14 protein-coding genes, 1 tRNA gene and 1 pseudogene are annotated in these 17,936 nt (G+C 71.2%); 9 read left to right on the top strand and 7 right to left on the bottom strand.

Features of this window, described 5'->3' with window-relative positions:
• Positions 1 to 665: 665 nt before the first annotated feature.
• The 3 genes and pseudogenes from ACFT2C_RS08775 (at position 666) to ACFT2C_RS08765 (ending at position 4,776) form a co-directional block, all read left to right on the top strand.
• Positions 666 to 1,430, top strand: a complete 765-nt coding sequence (locus tag ACFT2C_RS08775) for a C40 family peptidase (protein WP_377206651.1) — start codon at positions 666 to 668, stop codon at positions 1,428 to 1,430.
• A pseudogene (locus ACFT2C_RS08770) lies at positions 1,384 to 1,704 on the top strand (multiprotein-bridging factor 1 family protein); the annotation flags it as partial. The gene ACFT2C_RS08775 and the pseudogene ACFT2C_RS08770, both read left to right, overlap by 47 nt.
• 204 nt (positions 1,705 to 1,908) lie before the next feature.
• A complete protein-coding gene (locus tag ACFT2C_RS08765; RefSeq protein WP_377206712.1) occupies positions 1,909 to 4,776 on the top strand; it encodes a BTAD domain-containing putative transcriptional regulator in 2,868 nt (955 codons plus the stop codon).
• Positions 4,777 to 4,986: 210 nt separating this feature from the next.
• Here ACFT2C_RS08765 and ACFT2C_RS08760 read toward each other — a convergent pair whose 3' ends face one another.
• The 6 genes from ACFT2C_RS08760 to ACFT2C_RS08735 form a co-directional block, all read right to left on the bottom strand.
• Positions 4,987 to 6,450: a hypothetical protein gene (locus ACFT2C_RS08760; protein ID WP_377206650.1), complete on the bottom strand. Its 1,464-nt coding sequence runs from the start codon at positions 6,448 to 6,450 to the stop codon at positions 4,987 to 4,989.
• An 83-nt stretch (positions 6,451 to 6,533) separates the two neighbouring features.
• Positions 6,534 to 7,559, bottom strand: a complete 1,026-nt coding sequence (locus ACFT2C_RS08755; RefSeq protein WP_377206649.1) for a hypothetical protein — start codon at positions 7,557 to 7,559, stop codon at positions 6,534 to 6,536.
• A 126-nt stretch (positions 7,560 to 7,685) separates the two neighbouring features.
• Entirely contained in the window at positions 7,686 to 8,006 is a 321-nt protein-coding gene (locus tag ACFT2C_RS08750; RefSeq protein ID WP_377206648.1) for a hypothetical protein, read from the bottom strand.
• 38 nt (positions 8,007 to 8,044) lie between these two features.
• The gene (locus ACFT2C_RS08745; RefSeq protein ID WP_377206647.1) at positions 8,045 to 8,317 is read right to left on the bottom strand and encodes a hypothetical protein; all 273 of its coding nucleotides are present in this window, start codon (positions 8,315 to 8,317) and stop codon (positions 8,045 to 8,047) included.
• Positions 8,318 to 8,609: 292 nt separating this feature from the next.
• Positions 8,610 to 8,683 (bottom strand) — tRNA-Pro (locus ACFT2C_RS08740).
• Positions 8,684 to 8,935: 252 nt separating this feature from the next.
• Positions 8,936 to 10,000, bottom strand: coding sequence for a LacI family DNA-binding transcriptional regulator (locus ACFT2C_RS08735; RefSeq protein ID WP_377206646.1), 1,065 nt, complete (start codon positions 9,998 to 10,000; stop codon positions 8,936 to 8,938).
• A gap of 214 nt (positions 10,001 to 10,214) precedes the next feature.
• Between ACFT2C_RS08735 and ACFT2C_RS08730 the strand changes: the two genes are divergently transcribed.
• From ACFT2C_RS08730 to ACFT2C_RS08715, 4 genes are all read left to right on the top strand, one after another.
• Positions 10,215 to 12,143, top strand: coding sequence for a glycoside hydrolase family 127 protein (locus ACFT2C_RS08730; protein ID WP_377206645.1), 1,929 nt, complete (start codon positions 10,215 to 10,217; stop codon positions 12,141 to 12,143).
• Positions 12,144 to 12,328: 185 nt separating this feature from the next.
• Positions 12,329 to 13,642 carry an ABC transporter substrate-binding protein gene (locus ACFT2C_RS08725; RefSeq protein WP_377206644.1) on the top strand — a complete coding sequence of 438 codons (1,314 nt, stop codon included), beginning with the start codon at positions 12,329 to 12,331 and terminating at the stop codon, positions 13,640 to 13,642.
• Positions 13,639 to 14,559: a carbohydrate ABC transporter permease gene (locus ACFT2C_RS08720; RefSeq protein ID WP_377206643.1), complete on the top strand. Its 921-nt coding sequence runs from the start codon at positions 13,639 to 13,641 to the stop codon at positions 14,557 to 14,559. The genes ACFT2C_RS08725 and ACFT2C_RS08720 overlap by 4 nt, the downstream gene beginning before the upstream one ends.
• Before the next feature lies 1 nt (position 14,560).
• On the top strand, positions 14,561 to 15,496 hold the full coding sequence (locus ACFT2C_RS08715) for a carbohydrate ABC transporter permease (protein ID WP_377206642.1): 936 nt from the start codon (positions 14,561 to 14,563) through the stop codon (positions 15,494 to 15,496).
• A gap of 5 nt (positions 15,497 to 15,501) precedes the next feature.
• Here ACFT2C_RS08715 and ACFT2C_RS08710 read toward each other — a convergent pair whose 3' ends face one another.
• Positions 15,502 to 16,464, bottom strand: a complete 963-nt coding sequence (locus ACFT2C_RS08710) for an EamA family transporter (RefSeq protein ID WP_377206641.1) — start codon at positions 16,462 to 16,464, stop codon at positions 15,502 to 15,504.
• Between the two features lie 70 nt (positions 16,465 to 16,534).
• On the opposite strand from ACFT2C_RS08710, the gene ACFT2C_RS08705 reads away from it, so the two are divergent.
• Together ACFT2C_RS08705 and ACFT2C_RS08700 are read left to right on the top strand one after the other, a co-directional pair.
• Positions 16,535 to 17,470, top strand: a complete 936-nt coding sequence (locus tag ACFT2C_RS08705) for a LysR family transcriptional regulator (RefSeq protein WP_377206640.1) — start codon at positions 16,535 to 16,537, stop codon at positions 17,468 to 17,470.
• 12 nt (positions 17,471 to 17,482) lie between these two features.
• Positions 17,483 to 17,851 carry a nuclear transport factor 2 family protein gene (locus ACFT2C_RS08700; protein WP_377206639.1) on the top strand — a complete coding sequence of 123 codons (369 nt, stop codon included), beginning with the start codon at positions 17,483 to 17,485 and terminating at the stop codon, positions 17,849 to 17,851.
• The last annotated feature ends 85 nt before the right edge of the window (positions 17,852 to 17,936 follow it).

Genomic DNA, 17,936 nt, shown 5'->3' with positions numbered 1-17,936 from the left:
AGCGAAGTACTTCTCCGTGTGACTTCCGAGGGTGATGGCCGTCCGACCAGGTCGGACAAGTTCTGGCTGGTCAGAGCCCCGGACTGATCGCCCGAGCTGACCCACGGGGTCACCTAACCGTGCAGCAGTCCCCCGGTACACCAGGACCGCGCGGCTTCGCCAGGCGGCGGCGCCGGCCCGTCGGCGGAGAGAAGTCCCCGGCGGGCGGCACCGTCGCCGCCGACCGCGCCGCGCCGCAACCTTCCGACGTGCTGCGCGGAGGTGACGGGCGATGACCAGCGCGACCACTGCGCCGTCGCACAACCCGCTCACGCCGGTGAAGCCCTCCCGGCTGCCGCGGCGTGCCGCGCGCTGAAGAGGGCAGCGAACGGGGCGGTCGTCCGGGGGCGTCGACGTCAAGGCGGGGCATTGTTCCACGAGGTGTGACAAACCGACACAAATGTACGGGCGGGGTACGGAAAGCCGGTTGTCGAGCCAGGTTCCTACCTTCGTCGGTGTCAGAGGAACTGCACTGCGGAACCACTCGAGAACGGGACGGAAGAACAATGCGCAGGATCGTGAGCGGAATCTTGGCCCTTGCGGCCACTGTTGGGAGCCTGGCGGTCGGGGTGCCGGCCGCGCATGCGGCAGAACTGGCACCTTTGTCGGACCCTGGTCAGGAAATCGTGGTCGACTGCGGGAACGCCGAGGCGAGGATCCAGGTCAACTGGGGCGTGGACAGCGTGACGCTCCGGTACCAGTTGCACGACACCGCCTCGGACGGCCGGAGCCCGGTCCTCAAGATCGAGGCGGTGACCGGCAACGGCGGGACTGCCAACTACATCTTCGACAACGGCACGGTCGCCTACGCCCGCACGGCCGGCGAGGGCTTCGGCCCCTGGTACGGCGAGAACGGCTGGAACCCGGGGACCATCGGTTCCATCAACTACCTGAACATCAAGGTCTCCAACGGCACGACGGCCGAGGGCCCCCTGTGCACGAAGTACGCGAACCTGTACAACTGGTCCCGCCTCGGGCTCGAGAACGCGTACGAGAAGGAAGGCGCGGAGTACGAGTGGAGTGGGGAAGGCCCGGACTACGACTGCTCGGGACTCGTGAGAACGTCCCAGAACGAGGTGGCCAACTTCCCCGGGTGGCCGTCGCACATGTCGTCGCAATCGATGTACAACTGGGCCGGGGACAACACCAGCCAGGCCAAGATGTACGCCCAGAACGTGCCGTACTCCGAGCTCAAGGTGGGTGACCTGATCTTCTACGACCTCGAAGGTGCGTACGACGGCGGCATCTCGCATGTCGCGATCTACGACGGCGGCGGGTACGTCTTCGACGCCTATCAGGAGGGCGTACCTGTCGGTAGGCACCACGACGACTGGGTAAACAAGCGTGTGGGCGCGTTCCGCATCCTCGGTGCCGTGGAGTGGGCCGCCTGAGCCACCGGAGGGCCCGCCGCCTTCGGGCGGCGGGCCCTGCCCGCTCGTCACCCAGGATCTGCGACGACACTGGTCAGGCCGTCGGGCAGTCGTCACCTATGATCACGGCGTGCCGTCGTCCGATGTCGAGAGCGTCCGGGGCTCAGCAGGTGACTTGCTCCGTCGGCATCGAGAGGCGGGCGGGCTGACCCAGCGCGAGCTCGCCGAGGTTTCCGGGGTGAGTCTCGCCGCAGTCCGGGACATCGAGCAGGGGCGCAGCCGCCGTCCCCGACGGGAGTCCGTCGCCGCCCTGATCAATGCCCTCGGGCTCACCGGCCCGGAGGCTGACCGACTTCGCGGGCGGTTCGACCCGGCGCTCGTACGATCCCGATCCGGTGGCACGACGGCGGGTACGGGAACCGTACATATCGGTGTTCTCGGGCCGTTGCTGTTGCGGCGGGGTGATGTACAGATCCCCCTGCGGTCCAGGATGCAGCAGGTGCTGCTCGCCGAGCTGGCAGTCGCCGCGGGGACGCGCGTACCTCGCGAGGTGCTCGTGGCAGCGCTCTGGCCAGGCGAGACCCCGACCACGACAGCGGCCCTGAACATCCACCTCACACGCTTACGTCGCCTGCTGGAGGGCTCCGATGACCGTCAGCCCGTGGTGGAGCTGGGCGGCGCCGGCATCCGACTCCTTGTCCCTGCTGACCAGCTTGACCTGCTCAGGTTCCGCAACCTCGTTGGGCACGCGCAACGCTCAGGGGCGACGAGCGGCGCGAAGGACGCCCTCGCTGCTGCCGTCTCGCTGTGGCGCGGTGGTCCGGACCCGGACCTCGTGACGTCCCCCGACCGGATCGCGGCGGTCGAGGAGGAGTACGTCGCGGCGCTGCTGTCGTACGCGAGGATCACCCGTGAGCTCGGAGTGCCGGAGGACGCCGTCGTCCCGCTCGCGACCATGGCGGACCGTCGCCCACTCGACGAGGGGGTCCAGGCGTCGCTGATCCAGACGCTCGCCGCAGCGGGACGCCAGGCGGAGGCGTTCAACCGATACGAGTCCACACGGCAGGCCCTCGCCGCGGAGCTGGGCGTGGACCCTGGGGAACGGCTGCGCACCGCATACATGGACGCGCTGCGGCAGCGCTGGACGGACGAGTCCGCCGCCGCGGCTTCGGTCCCCTGGCAGGTTCCTGCGGCTCCACCGCACCTGGTGGGACGCACGGATGAGCGTTCCAGCATCACGGCGGCACTCGACCGCCGCCGTGAAGGCGGAAACGTGCCTGTCGTGGTCAGCGGAGCCGCAGGCGTCGGGAAGACCGCGTTGTGCCTGTCCGTGGCGCACGAGATGCACGACCGGTATCCCGACGGTCAGCTGTTTGCCGACCTGCAGGACGCCGCGGGTGTTCCCGTCCCGCCCTTGGAGATCCTGCAGCGCTTCCTGCGTGCGACGGGCCCCGGGTCGCCGCCCGCGGATCTATCCGAGGCGGCGTCGCTGTTCCGCAGCCGGCTCGCGGACCGGAAGATACTGATCGTGCTCGACAACGCCCGGGACGCGGCCCAGGTACGCCCGCTCCTTCCGGGCCTCGGCGGCAGTGACGTGCTCGTGTCCAGCAGAAGTCTCCTGCCCGAGTTCGACAGCGCCGTCCTGGTCCGCCTCGACGTGCTCGACCGCGCTGACTCGGTCCGTCTGTTGGCAGCCGCGACGACGACTTCGGACGGGGAGGACGCGGCGGTTCTCGACGAGCTGGCACGCCTGTGCTGCGACCTCCCGATCGCCCTGCGGATCACGGCCGCGCAGCTGCGGAGCCGTCGTCGGCTCTTGCCGGCGGACCTGGTCCACCGGCTCCAGGACGGGCAGAACCGTCTGGACCACCTCACCGTGGGAAAGTCGAGCATCTGGAACAGCTTCGAGCTCAGCTACACGGAGCTCTCACGCACGGCGCAACGCGTGTTCCGGATGTCGTCGCTCCACCCAGGCATCGACTTCGGCGCGGAGGCGACGGAGGTGCTGGTGGGCGACGGAACAGCCGCCCGTGCGCTGGACGAGCTCCTCGACGCGAACATGCTGACCGAACACGCCGCCGACCGGTTCCGCAGCCATGACCTGCTGCGACTGTTCGCCCGGCGCAAGCTCACCACAGGCGACCGCGTTCCCGACGCCGAGAGCCGCCTCAGGCGCTGGTATCTCGACCGGGCCACTGCGGCCGTCGACTGGATCGATCCGCATCTGCTCCGGCTGACTGGCCACCCGGACCGCACCGCAGTGTTCGGCGACGAGGACGCCGCAATGAGATGGATGGACCTGGAGTACCCGTCGATGCTGGCCCTGGCGACCTCGTCGGCCGACGACCCCGATCGCAGCCCCGACGTCTGGCGGCTTGTCGACCAGCTCCGCGGATACCTCCTGGTCCGACGGTTCGACAGCTGGCAGCACCTGGCCGAAGCCGGTCTCGGGGCAGCCGTCCGTACCGGCGACGACCAGGCACGTGCGGCGATGTACATCTCCCGCAGCTACGCCCACTGGGCACACGGACGCATCGACGACGCACACGCGGACACCGTCCACGCGACCCGCCTCGCCGAGTCCTGCGGCTGGACCGACGCCGTCGCCTACCTGACACACAGTGTGGGCTGGGAGCACTACGAGGCCGGTCGGCTCGTCGAAGCCGCGGCCTGTTTCGAGCAGACGCTGTCCCAGACCGAGCCCGAGCACCAGACCCGCGCCCTCGCCCTGAACGGGCTCGGCATGGCCTACCTGGAACAGGGCGAGCTCGTCCGCTCCGCGGAGTCGTTCCGTGCTGCGCAGCGCATCAGCGAGGGCAACAAGCGCGACATGGCCGGCCTGACGATCCGCGGCAACCTCGCCAGCGCCCTCCGGCTCCTCGGCGACACCGAGACCGCGGAAGCCGAGCTCCATGACGTCCTCCACGGATTCCGCCAACGCGGCTATACCCGCGGGGAACTCTCCACGCTGGACGAGCTCGCCAGACTCCTCGCCCAGACCGGCCGACCCACCGAAGCAGTCGAGGCTGCCCGCAAGGCACACGCTGCCGCGTTCCGCCTGAACGACCCCAGAGCACAGGTCATTACCGGTGACGGCCTGGGCGTGAGCCTCCTGGCGAGCGGGCACACCGCCGAGGCAGCAGCCACCCTGACCGACACCGCAGCGCTCGCGACCGCTCACGGCTACCGGTCGTGGGAGGCCCGGGCACGTGCCCACCTGGCGAGTGCGCGCCTTCAGCTGGGTAACGCCCAAGAAGCGACAGACGAAGCCGCGCGCGCTGCCGTCCTCGCGGAGGCGTGCGATGCGACGCCCGTCGTCGTCGAAGCACGGCGGGTGCACCGACTGGCCGTTCAGGACCACGCCTGACAACATCGTCAAAGTTGTCCGGCTCCTCGCCGGCCGGTCGGTGTCGGTGAACATTCCGGGCTCAGGCTCCGTGCCGAGGCACCCCCCAGAGGTGCCTCGGCACGGAGCTCCTCTCTGGCGCAGGTTGCGGTGCGAGTCTCGGGCCACCCCCCAGCGGTTTCCCGGGACCGTGCCGCGCCCTACGTCAGGCGGCGTCGGGTCGTACCGCGCTCACACGCGGCACCACCGACGACGCAGCCGGACTGCCGCCAGGCCGAGGCCCAGCAGCAGTACCGCGACCGCTATGACCGGTGCCGCCCCCACGGCGCCGGTCATGGCCATCACGGCGGGCAGGCCCGCCACGGTGGCGCCCGTCCGCCAGGCCGTCAGGCCGGGGACAGGGCCGCCACTGATGACGGGGTTGGCGACGAACGACGGGTTTCCGCCGGCCGTGCCGGTGCCCGGGCTGGACCCGGGGTCAGTGCCCGGGCTGGTGCCCGGGTCGGTTCCGGGGTCGGTCCCGGGGTCAGTGCCCGGGTCGGACCCGGGGTCGCTGCCCGGGCTGGTGCCCGGGTCGGTCCCGGGGTCTGTGCCAGGGTCCGTCCCCGGCGCCGCGTCCTCGACGAGGTCGTCCAGCAGGCCGTCCGAACCGACGACCCCCTCCACGAGAGCCCGAGCCCTGAACGCGGCCGCGCCGCCGAGCGTCTGCTCGACGTCTTCCACGACGAGGTCCGCGACGCCGTCCGTCACGCCCTCGGTGGGTTCGTCCCCACCGACGACGTCGTCGACGGTGCCGTCCTCGCCGGCAACCCCGCCGACGAGATCGGCGGCGGGCGTCCCGTCCTCGAGGCCGTCGTCCAGCACGCCCTGCTCGGCGACGACGTCCTCGACCACGGCCGTCACGTCGCCCGCGGCGAGGTCGTCGGAGACGCCGGACTCACCGGCCACGTCCTGCACCAGTGCGTCGGCAACGCCGTCGGTGACGCCGTCCGTCGGCGCGTCCGGCCCGACCACGTCGTCCACCAGGCCGCCGTCGGGCAGCACGCCGTCCACGGCGTCGTCGACCGGCGACGCGTCCAGCGCGGGGTCGTCCTCGACGACGTCGTCGACCAGCCCGTTCTCACCGGCGACGTTCTCGACGGTGTCGGCAACTGGCGTCTCGCTGTTCAGCAGGTCGTCGACCGTGGTCTCGACGTCGTCCGTCAGGGCGTCGCCGACGCCGTCCGCCACACCGTCGGTCGGCTCGTCGGACCCGACCACGTCGTCCACCAGGCCATCCTCGGCCACGACCGCGCCGACCGCGTCGGAGACGGGTGTGCCGTCCTCCAGCACGTCGTCGACCAGCCCGTTCTCACCGGCGACGTTCTCCAGCGTGTCGTCGACGGGTGCCCCGCCGCCGAGGTCGTCGATCACGGAGGCGACGTCGTCCTCGAGGGCCCCGACGAGCCCGTCGGTAACACCGGTCGTCGGCACGTCCGGGCCGACGACGTCGTCCACCAGGCCGCCCTCGCCGACGACGGTGCCGCCTGTCGAGCTGTCCTCCACGAGGTCGTCCACGACGCCCCCTTCTTCGACCGCGGTCTGGACCGTGGCCGTGACTTCTGCTTCTGCCGCGTGGGCCGCTGCGGCCCCGGCGACCACCAGGCCGCCTGCGACGAGCGCTGTCTGGAGCGCGCGCCGGACCAATGGGTACATGGGAATCTCCTGCCTTGCTACGGGTTGCCGACGGCGGATGCGGTCGGCTGCGTGCCGCACCTCAGGGGCGCGACCCGATCCCGTCAGGCAGGAGCGACGGGGACCTCGTGGAAGGTGCGAGGGTGCGCCGTCCGGGTGTCCGCGGAGGCGAGCATCCAGGAGCGGAGGACCACGAGCGCGAGGAACGCGAGCACGGCTATCTCGGCCGAGCGCAGTGGGGAGCCACCGGCCCCGGCTCCGGCGCCGCCCGTCCCGGAGGGCAGCTCGCCGCCGCCCAGGGCGAGCGTCAGGACGCCACCAGAGGTGGGCCTGACCAGGTCGACGGTCCCGACGACCGCACGGACGATCGCGGTGGCGAGGAACCGGAAGGCAGAGCCCTCCGCGGCGAGCACGAAGGCCGCCATGTCTACGGCGGTGGTCGTCGGCCCCAGCAGGCCGACGAACCCGCCGGCGAACACGCCGCCGCCCGTCAGGATGCCGTCGTCACCCGTGAGCCCGGCCAGGCCCGGCGGTGTCGGCACGTCGAGCTCGACGTCGGTCACGATCGGGACGAACGGATCGATGACGGGGGCGGGGGCCGCCCCGACGGGGCGAAGGATCGGGTCGAGCACGGGGACCAGGGCGTCACCGGCGGTGTGCAGCACCGGGCGGGTGACAGGCTCCAGGGCTTTGACGACCGGCGCCGCCACCCCGCCGACGACGTCGGTCACGGGCCGTGCGGCTTCTACGACCGGCTTCACGGCCTCCGCCACGGGCTTGGTCACGTCGGCCAGAGGCTTCACGGCCTCCTCCACGGGCTCGACGGCTTCTGCGACGGGCTTCGCCACGTCGGCCACGGGCTTCGCGGCTGCCGCCATCGTGCTCTTGGTCTCCGGCGCGGGCTTCGCGGCCGGCTCCGCCACGGTGTCCACAACCTGGGTCACCGCGCCCTTCACTGTGCCCGTCGCGTCGCCCAGCAGGTCGTCGACACCGCCGAGCGCGGAGGCAGAGGACGCGAGGCCGACGCCGCCCGCGAGACCGCAGGCCGTCAGGGCCGAGGCACCGAGAGCGCGCAGGACCCAGCGTCGGAGGCGAGCAGCCCCCTGCGCGCGGTCCTGGTCGTTCGTCATCGCCTACTCCCCCTGAAACGTCACGTAGGACAAGACCCAATCTGCGCCGAGCCACAACGACACGCAACAGGTGAAAACCAGTGCGCGTCGCGAAAACGTGCTGACCTGCGGGTGGCCCACGGGATTTCACCCGCGGCATCTCGCGCGCTGGTAGACCATGTCGCGGTAAGCCTGGAACTCGTCCCAGCCGTGGTGGCCACGGTTCTCGATGAACTCGCTCGTCGAGCAGTCCAGCGCGCGGCAGCCCAGGACGTGCGCGGCGCGACGCACCATCGCCTCAAGGGTGCGGAGAATGTCGACGAGGTGGTTCAGCTCGTGCCATAGCGCGACCGTGTTGGGGTCCTTGAGGTGGAGCTGGGGCCCCTGCCAGTAGAGCCCGCCGTCGAGAACTTCGAACGGTTGTTTCCGATGATTCTCACCCCGCAACCATCGCGGTGTGAGAATCATCGGACAGCCGTCCGGAGCTCTTGGGCCCTCACCTCTCTCTACGGTCCGCAAATACCGTTGAGCTTGTGACCGAAGGCGGCGGGCGTGTCGATTGCTTCCTGGAGCGCGCGCAGCGTGCTGGTCTCTGAGTGGTTCTGTCCGGGGGTCTGACCCGGCGGTTCGGCCACGTCGCCCAGCGGGTGTACCTCATTGGCCCTCGAGTTGGCACAGTCTGCTGATTCGACGATCGGATGAATCGTCGCTGATGCGCTCGGAGCGATGAGGAACGTTGCCGCTACTGCCAGTGCGCTGGCCGCTAGCATTTTCTTCATGGGTAGGCCTCCTTGCCTCAGCGCGAGGTGCAAGCCACGGAGCGGCGTTGATCAACAGTCCTCGCGCCCCTTCAACCCATTGAACGGCGTTCCACTCTTGGCGGCATCGTCGGTATGGGGTGATCTACGGGTCGCGATGCCGCCAGTCGGGTGGTGAGCAGCTCACGGCGCACGTCGTGAGGGAGAACGGCCACGATGCTGAACCCGCATAGGCTCCCAAATAGGCTCCCTCGGTCGTCGGGGACGACGAAGCCCACCAGCACCGATGGGTATCTGTGCTGGTGGGCATGGGTCGGGCTGACTGGATTCGAACCAGCGACCCTCTGCTCCCAAAGCAGATGCGCTACCAAGCTGCGCCACAGCCCGTCGTCCGCAGACACTGTCCGCGTGACCCGCGCGAACAACCGCATGCGCGTCGAACGAATCGTAACGGATCCGCACCGGCGCGTCCGGCTCATTCCATCTGGTCAGGCCGTGATCACGCGATCTGACCGTCCGGACCAGGCCCTCTCCCGAGGACATGTTGCGGACCGTCGACAGTGTCTACTGTCCGCAACACGCCTGTGCGGGTAACGTCCCCCGCAGCAGCCACCGCACACGCATTACCCGTCACCTCTGCTACCCGTCCCCCAGCGTCGACGCGCGCACCACCAGCCGCGGGGCCAGCCGCTCGACGCCGTGCAACGGGTGCCCCTCGATCGCCGCGATCAGGAGCTCGGCGGCGCGCTGGCCGAGCCGCTCGAGCTGCATGTCGACGGTGGTCAGCGGCGGTCGGCTCGCCAGCGACATGACCTCCCAGTCGTCGTAGCCGGTCACAGCGACGTCGTCGGGCACGCGCAGGCCGCGCTCCCGGAGCCGGTCGCAGCCGCCCCGCGCGAGCTGGTCCGAAGCGAAGACGATGGCGTCCACGCCGGCCGCTCCCCCGACGCCGGCCCCATCCCCAGCCCTCGCGCTCGCCCCAGCCCCGCCGTCGACATCCCAGCCGAGCACCGCATCCACAGCGCGCCGCCCCCACTGCTCCGACCAGTCCCCGTACAGCGGCGTCCCGACCAGCTCCAGGCCGCGTGCCGCGAGCTCCGCCGCCAGGGTGTCGTGCCGCACCACGGACGCCGCCTGCTCGGCGCGCCCGCCCACATACGCGATCCGACGGCGGCCGAGCCCGACCAGGTGCTCGACCAGCAGCCGCATGCCGGTCGCGTCGTCGGGCACCACCGACGCATCGTCGGCATTCGTGGAGGGCGCGAACGCGTACACCACGGGCATAGGCACCCGGATAGGCTCCCGCGGCTCGGTGGTGCGACCGGTGACGATGATCCCGTCGACCCGCCGGGCCACGAGCGCCCGCACGTGGTGCTGTTCGCGCACCGGGTCGTGCCGCGCCGTGGCCAGCAGCGCCGACAGCTCGCCGCCGACCAGCGCATTCTCGGCCCCGAGCACCACGGGCAGCGAGAACCGGCCGGCGGAGTCGGTGCTGAGCAGCCCCACGGTGAAGCTGCGCCGTGCCGACAGGGAGCGCGCCGTCGCGTCGGGCACGAAGCCGAGCCGTTCCGCCGCCTCCCGGACCTTCGCCCGGGTGCTCTCGCGCAGGGACCCGGTGCCGTTGAGCGCCTTGGACACCGTGCTCGGCGCGACCCCGGCAAGGGCCGCCACGTCGGTGATCCGCACCACCGTTCCCCGCTCCATCACGCACCGACCTCCTGGTCCCGTTCCGCCCGCGCCATTTCCTCGGACGCCGCCCGCCGCACCACACAGGCCCGACGGAGTGAGCGTCATCGTACCTCTCCACGCAGTTCAACACTCAGTTCTCACCCGATTCTTCCCAGACCTTTGACGCCCGCAGCGTCCGTCCGTACATTAGGAAATCGGATTCCTAGTTTCCGTCTCGAAGGAGAGATCGATGACGACCCTCACCTCCAGTGGCACCACGCGGGGACCAGCCGAGCCGTCCGGCAATGCCCGGGTCCTGCTGCGGCCGCTCGCCGTCGGTCAGGTCACCGTCGACGGCGGCCTGTGGCGCCGCACGGCCGACGTCAACCGGGCGGCCGCGATCCCCGAGGGCCTGGAGCAGCTCGAGAAAGCCGGGAACCTCCGCAACCTGGAGATCGCCGCGGGCCGGGCAGACGGCGAGGCGATCGGCCCGATCTTCGCGGACTCCGACGTCCACAAGTGGCTCGAGGCCGCCGCCTGGGAGTACGCCCGCGAGCCCGACCAGCAGCTCCTGGACGACCAGCTTCGGGTCACCGCGCTGCTCGCGGCGGCGCAGGCCGACGACGGCTACCTCGACTCCGTGCCCATGCTCCGGAACGTGCCCCGGTACAGCGACCTGCCTTGGAGCCACGAGCTGTACTGCGCCGGCCACCTGTTCCAGGCGGCGGTCGCCCAGGTCCGCGGGACGGGCCGGCGTGAGCTGCTCGACGTCGGCGTCCGGCTCGCCGACCATCTCGTCGCCACCTTTGGCGACGGCGAGGGCCAGCTCCGCGAGGTCGACGGCCACCCCGTCGTCGAGATGGGCCTGGTCGAGCTGTACCGGGAGACGGGCACGCGGGCCTACCTGGACCTGGCACAGTGGTTCGTCGAGGCGCGCGGCACCGGCATCATCGAGGCCCATGGCCACGCGCCGACCTACTTCTCCGACCGCGTGAAGGTCCGCGAGGCCACCACCGTCGAGGGCCACGCCGTCCGCGCGGTCTACCTTGGGGCGGGCGCGGCCGACGTCGCCATCGAGACCGGCGACGCCGAGCTGCTCGCCGCGCTCGACACCCAGTACCGCTCCATGGAGCGCGGGAAGCAGTACCTGACCGGCGGGCTCGGTGCCCGCTGGGAGGGCGAGGCGTTCGGCGACCCGTACGAGCTGCCGACCGACCGCGGCTACGCCGAGACCTGCGCGGCAATCGGCGGCGTGCAGTGGGCGTGGCGCATGCTCCTGGCCACGGGCGAGGCCCGGTACGCCGACCAGATCGAGCGCATGCTGCTGAACGGGTTCCTCGCCGGCGTCTCGCTGAGCGGCACCGAGTACTTCTACGTGAACCCCCTGCAGCTCCGCGGCGACGCCCACCCCGACGAGGACCGCAACCCCGCGCACGGCCGCCGCACCTGGTTCAACTGCGCCTGCTGCCCGCCGAACATCATGCGCACGGTCTCCAGCCTCACCGGCTACCTGGCCACCGCCGACGGCCCCAGCCTGCAGCTCCACCAGTACGCGCCCGGCACGGTCACGGCCCCGCTCGACGGCGGCACGCTGCGCCTGCGCGTGGAGACCCGCTACCCCGACGAGGGCCGCATCGCCCTGCACATCGAGGAGGCGCCCGACGCCGAGACGACGCTCGCGCTGCGGGTCCCCGCCTGGGCGGACGGCGCCACGCTCGACGGCGCACCCGTCGCCGCCGGCACGTACGCCCGCAGCACGCGCCGGTTCGCGGCGGGCGACACGGTGGTCCTGGACCTGCCGATGACGCCGCGCCTCACCGTCGCCGACCCCCGCGTCGACGCCGTGCGCGGCAGCGTCGCGATCGAGCGCGGGCCGCTCGTCTACGCCCTGGAGCAGCCCGACCAGGAGGAGGGCGCCGCCGTCGACGACCTGCGGATCGACGACGCGGCCGCGCTGTCCGACGAGTTCCGGCCCGACCTGCTCGGGGGCGTGACCGTCGTGCGGGCTTCCGGCGCCGTCGCCTCCGGGCCGGATCCGGACGCCGAGGTGCCGTACCGGACGGCGTCCCCGGCGTCGGACCCCGTAGAGACGCGCGAGGTCACCCTGACCGCCGTGCCGTACTACGCGTGGGCCAACCGCGGCCCGCAGCCCATGCGGGTCTGGGTCCCCACCCTCTGACCCATCCCCCGCTGGTCGAGCCTGCCCTCGCTGGTCGAGCTTGCCCTCGCTGGTCGAGCTTGTCGAGACCCGGTTTCGAGGTCTCGACAAGCTCGACCAACGGCGGGGATAGCTCGACCAACGGCGGGGATAGCTCGACCAACGGCGGGGGTAGCTCGACCACCGAGAGGCAAGGAAGGAGAGCAATGGAGCTCACCAGACGCCAGCTGCTCGCGCTGGCCGGCACGGCGACGGCGGCCGCCGCGCTGGCCGGCTGCGGCGGCACGCTGCGCCCGGCGAACGTCGAGGCCGCCGGCTTCGGCGAGAACGCGAGCGGGACCCTCAACCTGTGGTGCCGGTCGGACACGGTGAACGGCACGCAGGCCGTCGTCGACGCGTTCCACCAGGCCCAGGACCGGATCCGGGTGTCGCTCACGCCCATCCAGAACGGGCAGTACGTCACCAAGCTCGCCACCGCGATCCGCGGCGGGCGGGTGCCCGACGTCGTCGACATCGACGACATCTACTCGACCCTGTTCGCCTATCGCGACGCCTTCACCGACCTGACGCCGCTCATCGACGAGCTCGGCATCGGCAACGCGCTGAGCCCGGGCCACCTCGCGCTGAGCACCAAGGGCGGACGCCGGTACGGCCTGCCGTTCATCGGCGACTTCTCGGTGCTGTTCTGCAACACCGAGCTGTTCGAGCGGGCGGGGCTCGACGTCGCGCAGTCGACGGCGGACTTCGACGGGATCCTCGACGCCGCCCGCGCGATCACGGGCCTCGACGAGGGCGTCTACGGCTGGTCGTTCCCGGGCAACGCCTCGGGCGCGATGGGCTTCACCATCCAGCCCCACGTCTGGGCGACCGGGCGCGACCTCATCTCGGGCGACGTCGGCAGCCAGCGCGGCGACGTCGTCGACAACGAGCCGCTGCGCCGCACGCTCGACCTGGAGCGGACGCTGTGGGCGGAGCAGCTCGTGCCGCCCGGCAGCTTCGCCGACGACGCGTCGCGCTGGTCGGCCGACTACGTCGCCGGACGCCTGGGCATGTTCCCGGCCGGCTACGGCGTCGTCGTCCCCAACGCGGACCAGGACCTCCTGGACCGCACGCAGGTCGTCCTCCTGCCCGGCCCCGACGGCGGGCGGGCGTTCTTCGACGGCGGGGACAACCTCTGCCTGCTCAATGGCGCGCGCAACCCCTCGGCGGCGTGGGAGTTCATGAAGTTCGCCGTCGCCGTCGAACAGCAGTCGCGGATGCCGGAGGGCTTCTACTCCCCCGTCCGGTCCGACGTCGTCACGCCCGAGTTCGCGGAGAGCTACCCGTTCGTGGTGCCGCCGCTCGAGGCGCTGGAGACCGGCTACGCGCCCACGACGCTGGCCTACAACCTCATCTACAACCAGCAGGACGGGCCGTGGCTGCGCATGTTCCGCCAGGCCGTCTTCGACGGGGAGGTCGATGCAGCGATGCAGGAGGCCCAGTCCACGTACGACCGCATCCTGAGGCAGGCCCAGGCATGAGCGCCCCCACGATCCAGGACCCGCAGCCGGTGCGCGACCCGCGCCGCGGCACCCTCACCCATCCGCGCCGCACGGGCCTGGCGCTCATCACGCCGGCGGTCGCGCTCGTCGTCGTCTTCGTGTTCGTGCCGCTCGTCGTGGCGGTCTACATCTCGCTGACGAACTTCCCGCTGATCGGCTCCTACCGCTTCATCGGGCTCGAAAACTACGCGTCGGTGCTCACCGACCCGACGTTCTGGGACGCGCTGGGCTACACGCTCCTGTACACGGCGATCGTCACGCTGCCCATCCTGGCGCTCGGCTACACGCTCGCCGTCCTCGTGCGGTCCAACCGCCGCGGCGCGACGCTGCTCCGCACCATCTTCTTCGTCCCGTTCGTCATCGGCCTGACGACGCTGAGCTTCCTCCTGCTGCTGGAGGCGCAGCCCAACAGCGGCATGGTCAACGTGGTGCTCAAGGGTCTCGGGATCACCGACGGCACCACGGCGTGGCTGGTCGACGGGCCGCTGGCCACCGGCCTGCTGTGCGTCATGGTCGTGTGGGCCGCGTCGGGCCTGACGATGGTGCTGCTCATGTCCGGCATGCAGGGCATCCCGCGCGAGGTCTACGAGTCGGCGGAGATGGACGGCGCGTCGTGGTGGCAGCGGGAGTGGTCGATCACGGTGCCGATGCTGCGCCGGACGATCGCGATGACCGTGATCCTGTCCGTCATCGGGTCGTTCCTCGCGTTCACGCAGTTCTACATCCTGACCCAGGGCGGACCCGGGTCGGACACGACGACCATCGTCATGGCGATCTACCGGCGGGCGTTCGTGCAGCTCCAGCTCGGCGCGGCCACGGCCATGTCGCTCGTGCTGGTCGTCATCACCGGTCTGGTCACCGCGGCCCAGTTCTGGCTGCTGCGGGAGAGGAGCTGACATGGCTACCGTCACCGAGGTCTCGACGTCGCGGGGTGCGGGCGCCGTCCGGCGTCGTCCTTCCTCCCCCGCTCCCGGGCCTGGGTCCGGGTCCGGCGGGCCCGAGCGGGATACCCGGGCCAAGCGCACGCTCTACGTGGTGGGCGGGACGCTCGCCGCGCTGGTGTTCCTGGTGCCGCTGGCGGTCGCGTTCGTGCGGGCGGGTCAGCCGGGCGACGTCATCGTGGCCGCCCCGGACTCGCGGTTCTTCGAGCTCTCCTGGGTCAACTTCCGGGCGGTCGTCGACCAGCCGGAGGTGTGGCGCGGCATCCTGAACTCGGCGATCGTCTCCGTGTCGACGGCGGTGCTCACCGCGGTGCTCGCCACGCTGGCCGGGTACGGGTTCGCGAAGTTCCCGTTCCGGGGTCGCGGCGTGCTGTTCGGGCTGGTGCTGGTCACGCTGATGATCCCGTTCCAGGCGATCCTCACGCCGCTCTACCTGCAGATGAACGTCATGGGTCTCACGGACAGCCTGTTCGGCCTCGTGCTGTTCTACACGACGGTGAATCTGCCGTTCGGCATCTTCGTCATGCGCAACACGTTCGCGGCGGTGCCGGCCGAGCTCGAGGACTCCGCCCATGTGGACGGCGCCGGGACTCTGCGGATCCTGGTGTCGGTGCTGCGGCCGTTGGTGGTGCCGGGGACGGCGACCGCCGCGCTGTACGCGTTCCTCGCGTCCTGGACGGAGTTCCTCGGGGCGCTGACGTTCCTCACCGACTCTGGCTTGTACACGCTGCCGGTGGCGTTGGTGAACCTGCAGCAGGGGGCGTACGGGCAGGTGAACTTCGGGCTGCTGGCGGCGGGGTCGGTGATCGCGATGATCCCGTGCGTGATCTTGTACGTGGCGCTGCAGCGGTACTACGTTGCCGGGCTGGCGTCGGGGTCGGTGAAGGGGTGAGCGGCTCAGAGGCGGGCGGGCTCGGGGCTGGCGGGCTCGGGGCTGACTGTCTTGGGCCTGGCGGCCTCGCCGCCGGCGAGCTCCGGCGCGGGTAGCCCGGTGGGGCGCGCGGCCCGGCGCCGCGCGCCCCAGAGCACTCCGACGATGACCAGCGCCGCGCCGACCGCCGTCCCCACCCCGATCTCCTCGCCGAGCAGCATTGCCGACGCGCTCAGGCCGACCACGGGAACCAGCATGGAGAACGGCGCGACGACGCCGGCGGGGTGCCGGGCCATGAGCCAGGTCCAGACGCCGGAGCCGGCCACCGTGCCGATCAGCACGGTGTAGGCGAGCCCCAGGAGCGCGGGCACCAGGTGCGGTCCGGGCACGAACGACCGGGCGATGGCGTCGGGACCCTCGATGACCAGCGACAGGGCCAGCATGGGCACCGGCGGCACCACGGACATCCACAGGGTCAGGTGCAGCGGGTTCGGCGCCTTGGCCCGTGCGCTGGACACGTTGCCGATCGCCCAGCCGAAGCCCCCGGCCAGGACCAGGAGGAACGGTCCGAACGCCGCGGCCTGCGCCTGGGACCAGCCCACCACGGCGAGCCCGAGGGTCGCGACCGAGAGACCCACGACCTGCCGGGCGGACACGCGGTCACGGAACACCGCCGCGCCGAGCAGCACCGTGAACGGCGCCGACGACTGCAGCACCAGCGACGCGAGGCCCGTCGGCATGCCCACGGCCATGCCCCAGTAGAGGAACAGGAACTGGAGGGTGCCGAACCCGATCCCGTAGCCCAGCAGCCACCGCACCGGCACCCGCGGCCGGGGCACGAGCAGAATGGTCGGCACGGCGATGATCGCGAACCGCAGCGCGGCGAGCAGGAACGGCGGGAACTGCCCCAGCGAGGCGTGGATGGCGATGAAGTTGAGTCCCCACATGACCGCGACGGACACGGCGAGCAAGCGGTGCGAGATCGGCATGGCACCAGCCTCGGCCCAGCCGTGATGAAGGACAAGCGAAATGTTCTACACCTCCTTGTAGGCTGCCTACATGGATGATCGTCGTGGCCATGACCTCTCCCGCGTGGACCCGCGCCACCTCGACCTGCTGCGCGAGCTCGCCGACCGCGGGTCCGTCACGGCCGTGGCCCGGGCGACTCACCGGACGCCGTCGGCCGTGTCGCAGCAGCTGCGCACCGCGCAGCGCGAGCTGCGGGGCGTCCCGCTCGTCGAGCCGCACGGCCGGGGGCTGCGCCTCACCGAGGCGGGCCGTCTCCTGGCCGACGGCGGTCGTGAGCTCTCCCGCACCGTCGCTCAGGTGCAGGCGCGATGGGACGAGTTCATGGGCTCGGCGTCGGGCACGGTGCGCGTGGCGACGCTGCCCAGCGCGGCGACGGTGCTGCTGCCCGGGGTGCTGGACCGGCTCGCCGCCACGGCTGTCGAGCTCGAGTGCACCGACCTGGACATCGCCGAGTCGGAGTACTCGGGGATGGTCGCGGACCACGACATCGTGATCGGCCACAGCTTCACCGGCCCCGTGCCGGCGGGAGCCGAGCATCTGGTGACGGCGGCACTGCTGCGCGAGCCGCTCGACATCGCGGTGCGCGCCGACCACCCGCTGGCCGCCAAGGCGCGGGTCACGGCCCGGGATCTGGTCGCCTACGAGTGGTACGGCGTGCCGCTCGGGTATCCGTTCGACGGGCTGCGGATCGCCGTCGAGACGGCGGCGGGCCAACCCGTCCAGGTGGCGCAGCGGCTGCGGGACAACCGGCTCATCGAGGCCCTGGTCGCCGCGAGCGACCGGGTCGCTGTCCTCCCCCGCTACTCGACGACGCCGGGCGCCGGCCTCACGCTCCGGCCCGTGCACGGCATGGCCGCGGCGCGCTGGATCATCGCGATCCTGCGCCCCGACCACGCGGAGCGCCTCGCCGTGCGGACGGCACTGGACGCGTTCCGGGCGGTTGGGCGGGAGGTGGGCGGGGTGTGACATCCTGCGTCGATGTCAGCACGAGAGGTCATGGAGCGGCTCGCAGACGTCATCGACGGGCACCGGTGGGACGACCTGCCGAGCCTGCTCGATCCCGCGTTCACCTGCCACTACGTCCACACTGGCGAGACGTTCGACGCCGATTCGTGGGTGCGGCTCAACGCGGAGTACCCGGGCTTCCAGAACTTCCGGCTCGAGGACTGCGTGGCCGAGCGGGAGCGTGCTGTCGGCCGTGCGCACGTGACGGGCATGGCCGACGGCGAGCAGCAGCACTTCGAGGTGGCGACGTTCATCACCGTGCGCGACGGGCTCATCGTCGACATGACGGAGGTGTGGACCGACGTCGACCAGGCTGCGCCGGAAGGTACCCGGGTCTCGTGAGGCGGCCCGCGGACTGGCGGCGACGCGCGGGCGGAACCGCTGGCAGGCCGCGAGGTTTGCTAAGGTAACGCCCGCACCGTGCTTC

This window comes from Promicromonospora sp. NPDC057138, assembly GCF_042670845.1.
In the GTDB taxonomy this organism is placed as follows: Bacteria; Actinomycetota; Actinomycetes; order Actinomycetales; family Cellulomonadaceae; genus Promicromonospora.
Note: the sequence above shows the minus strand (reverse complement) of the source record. Positions and strands in the feature narration are given on the sequence as shown.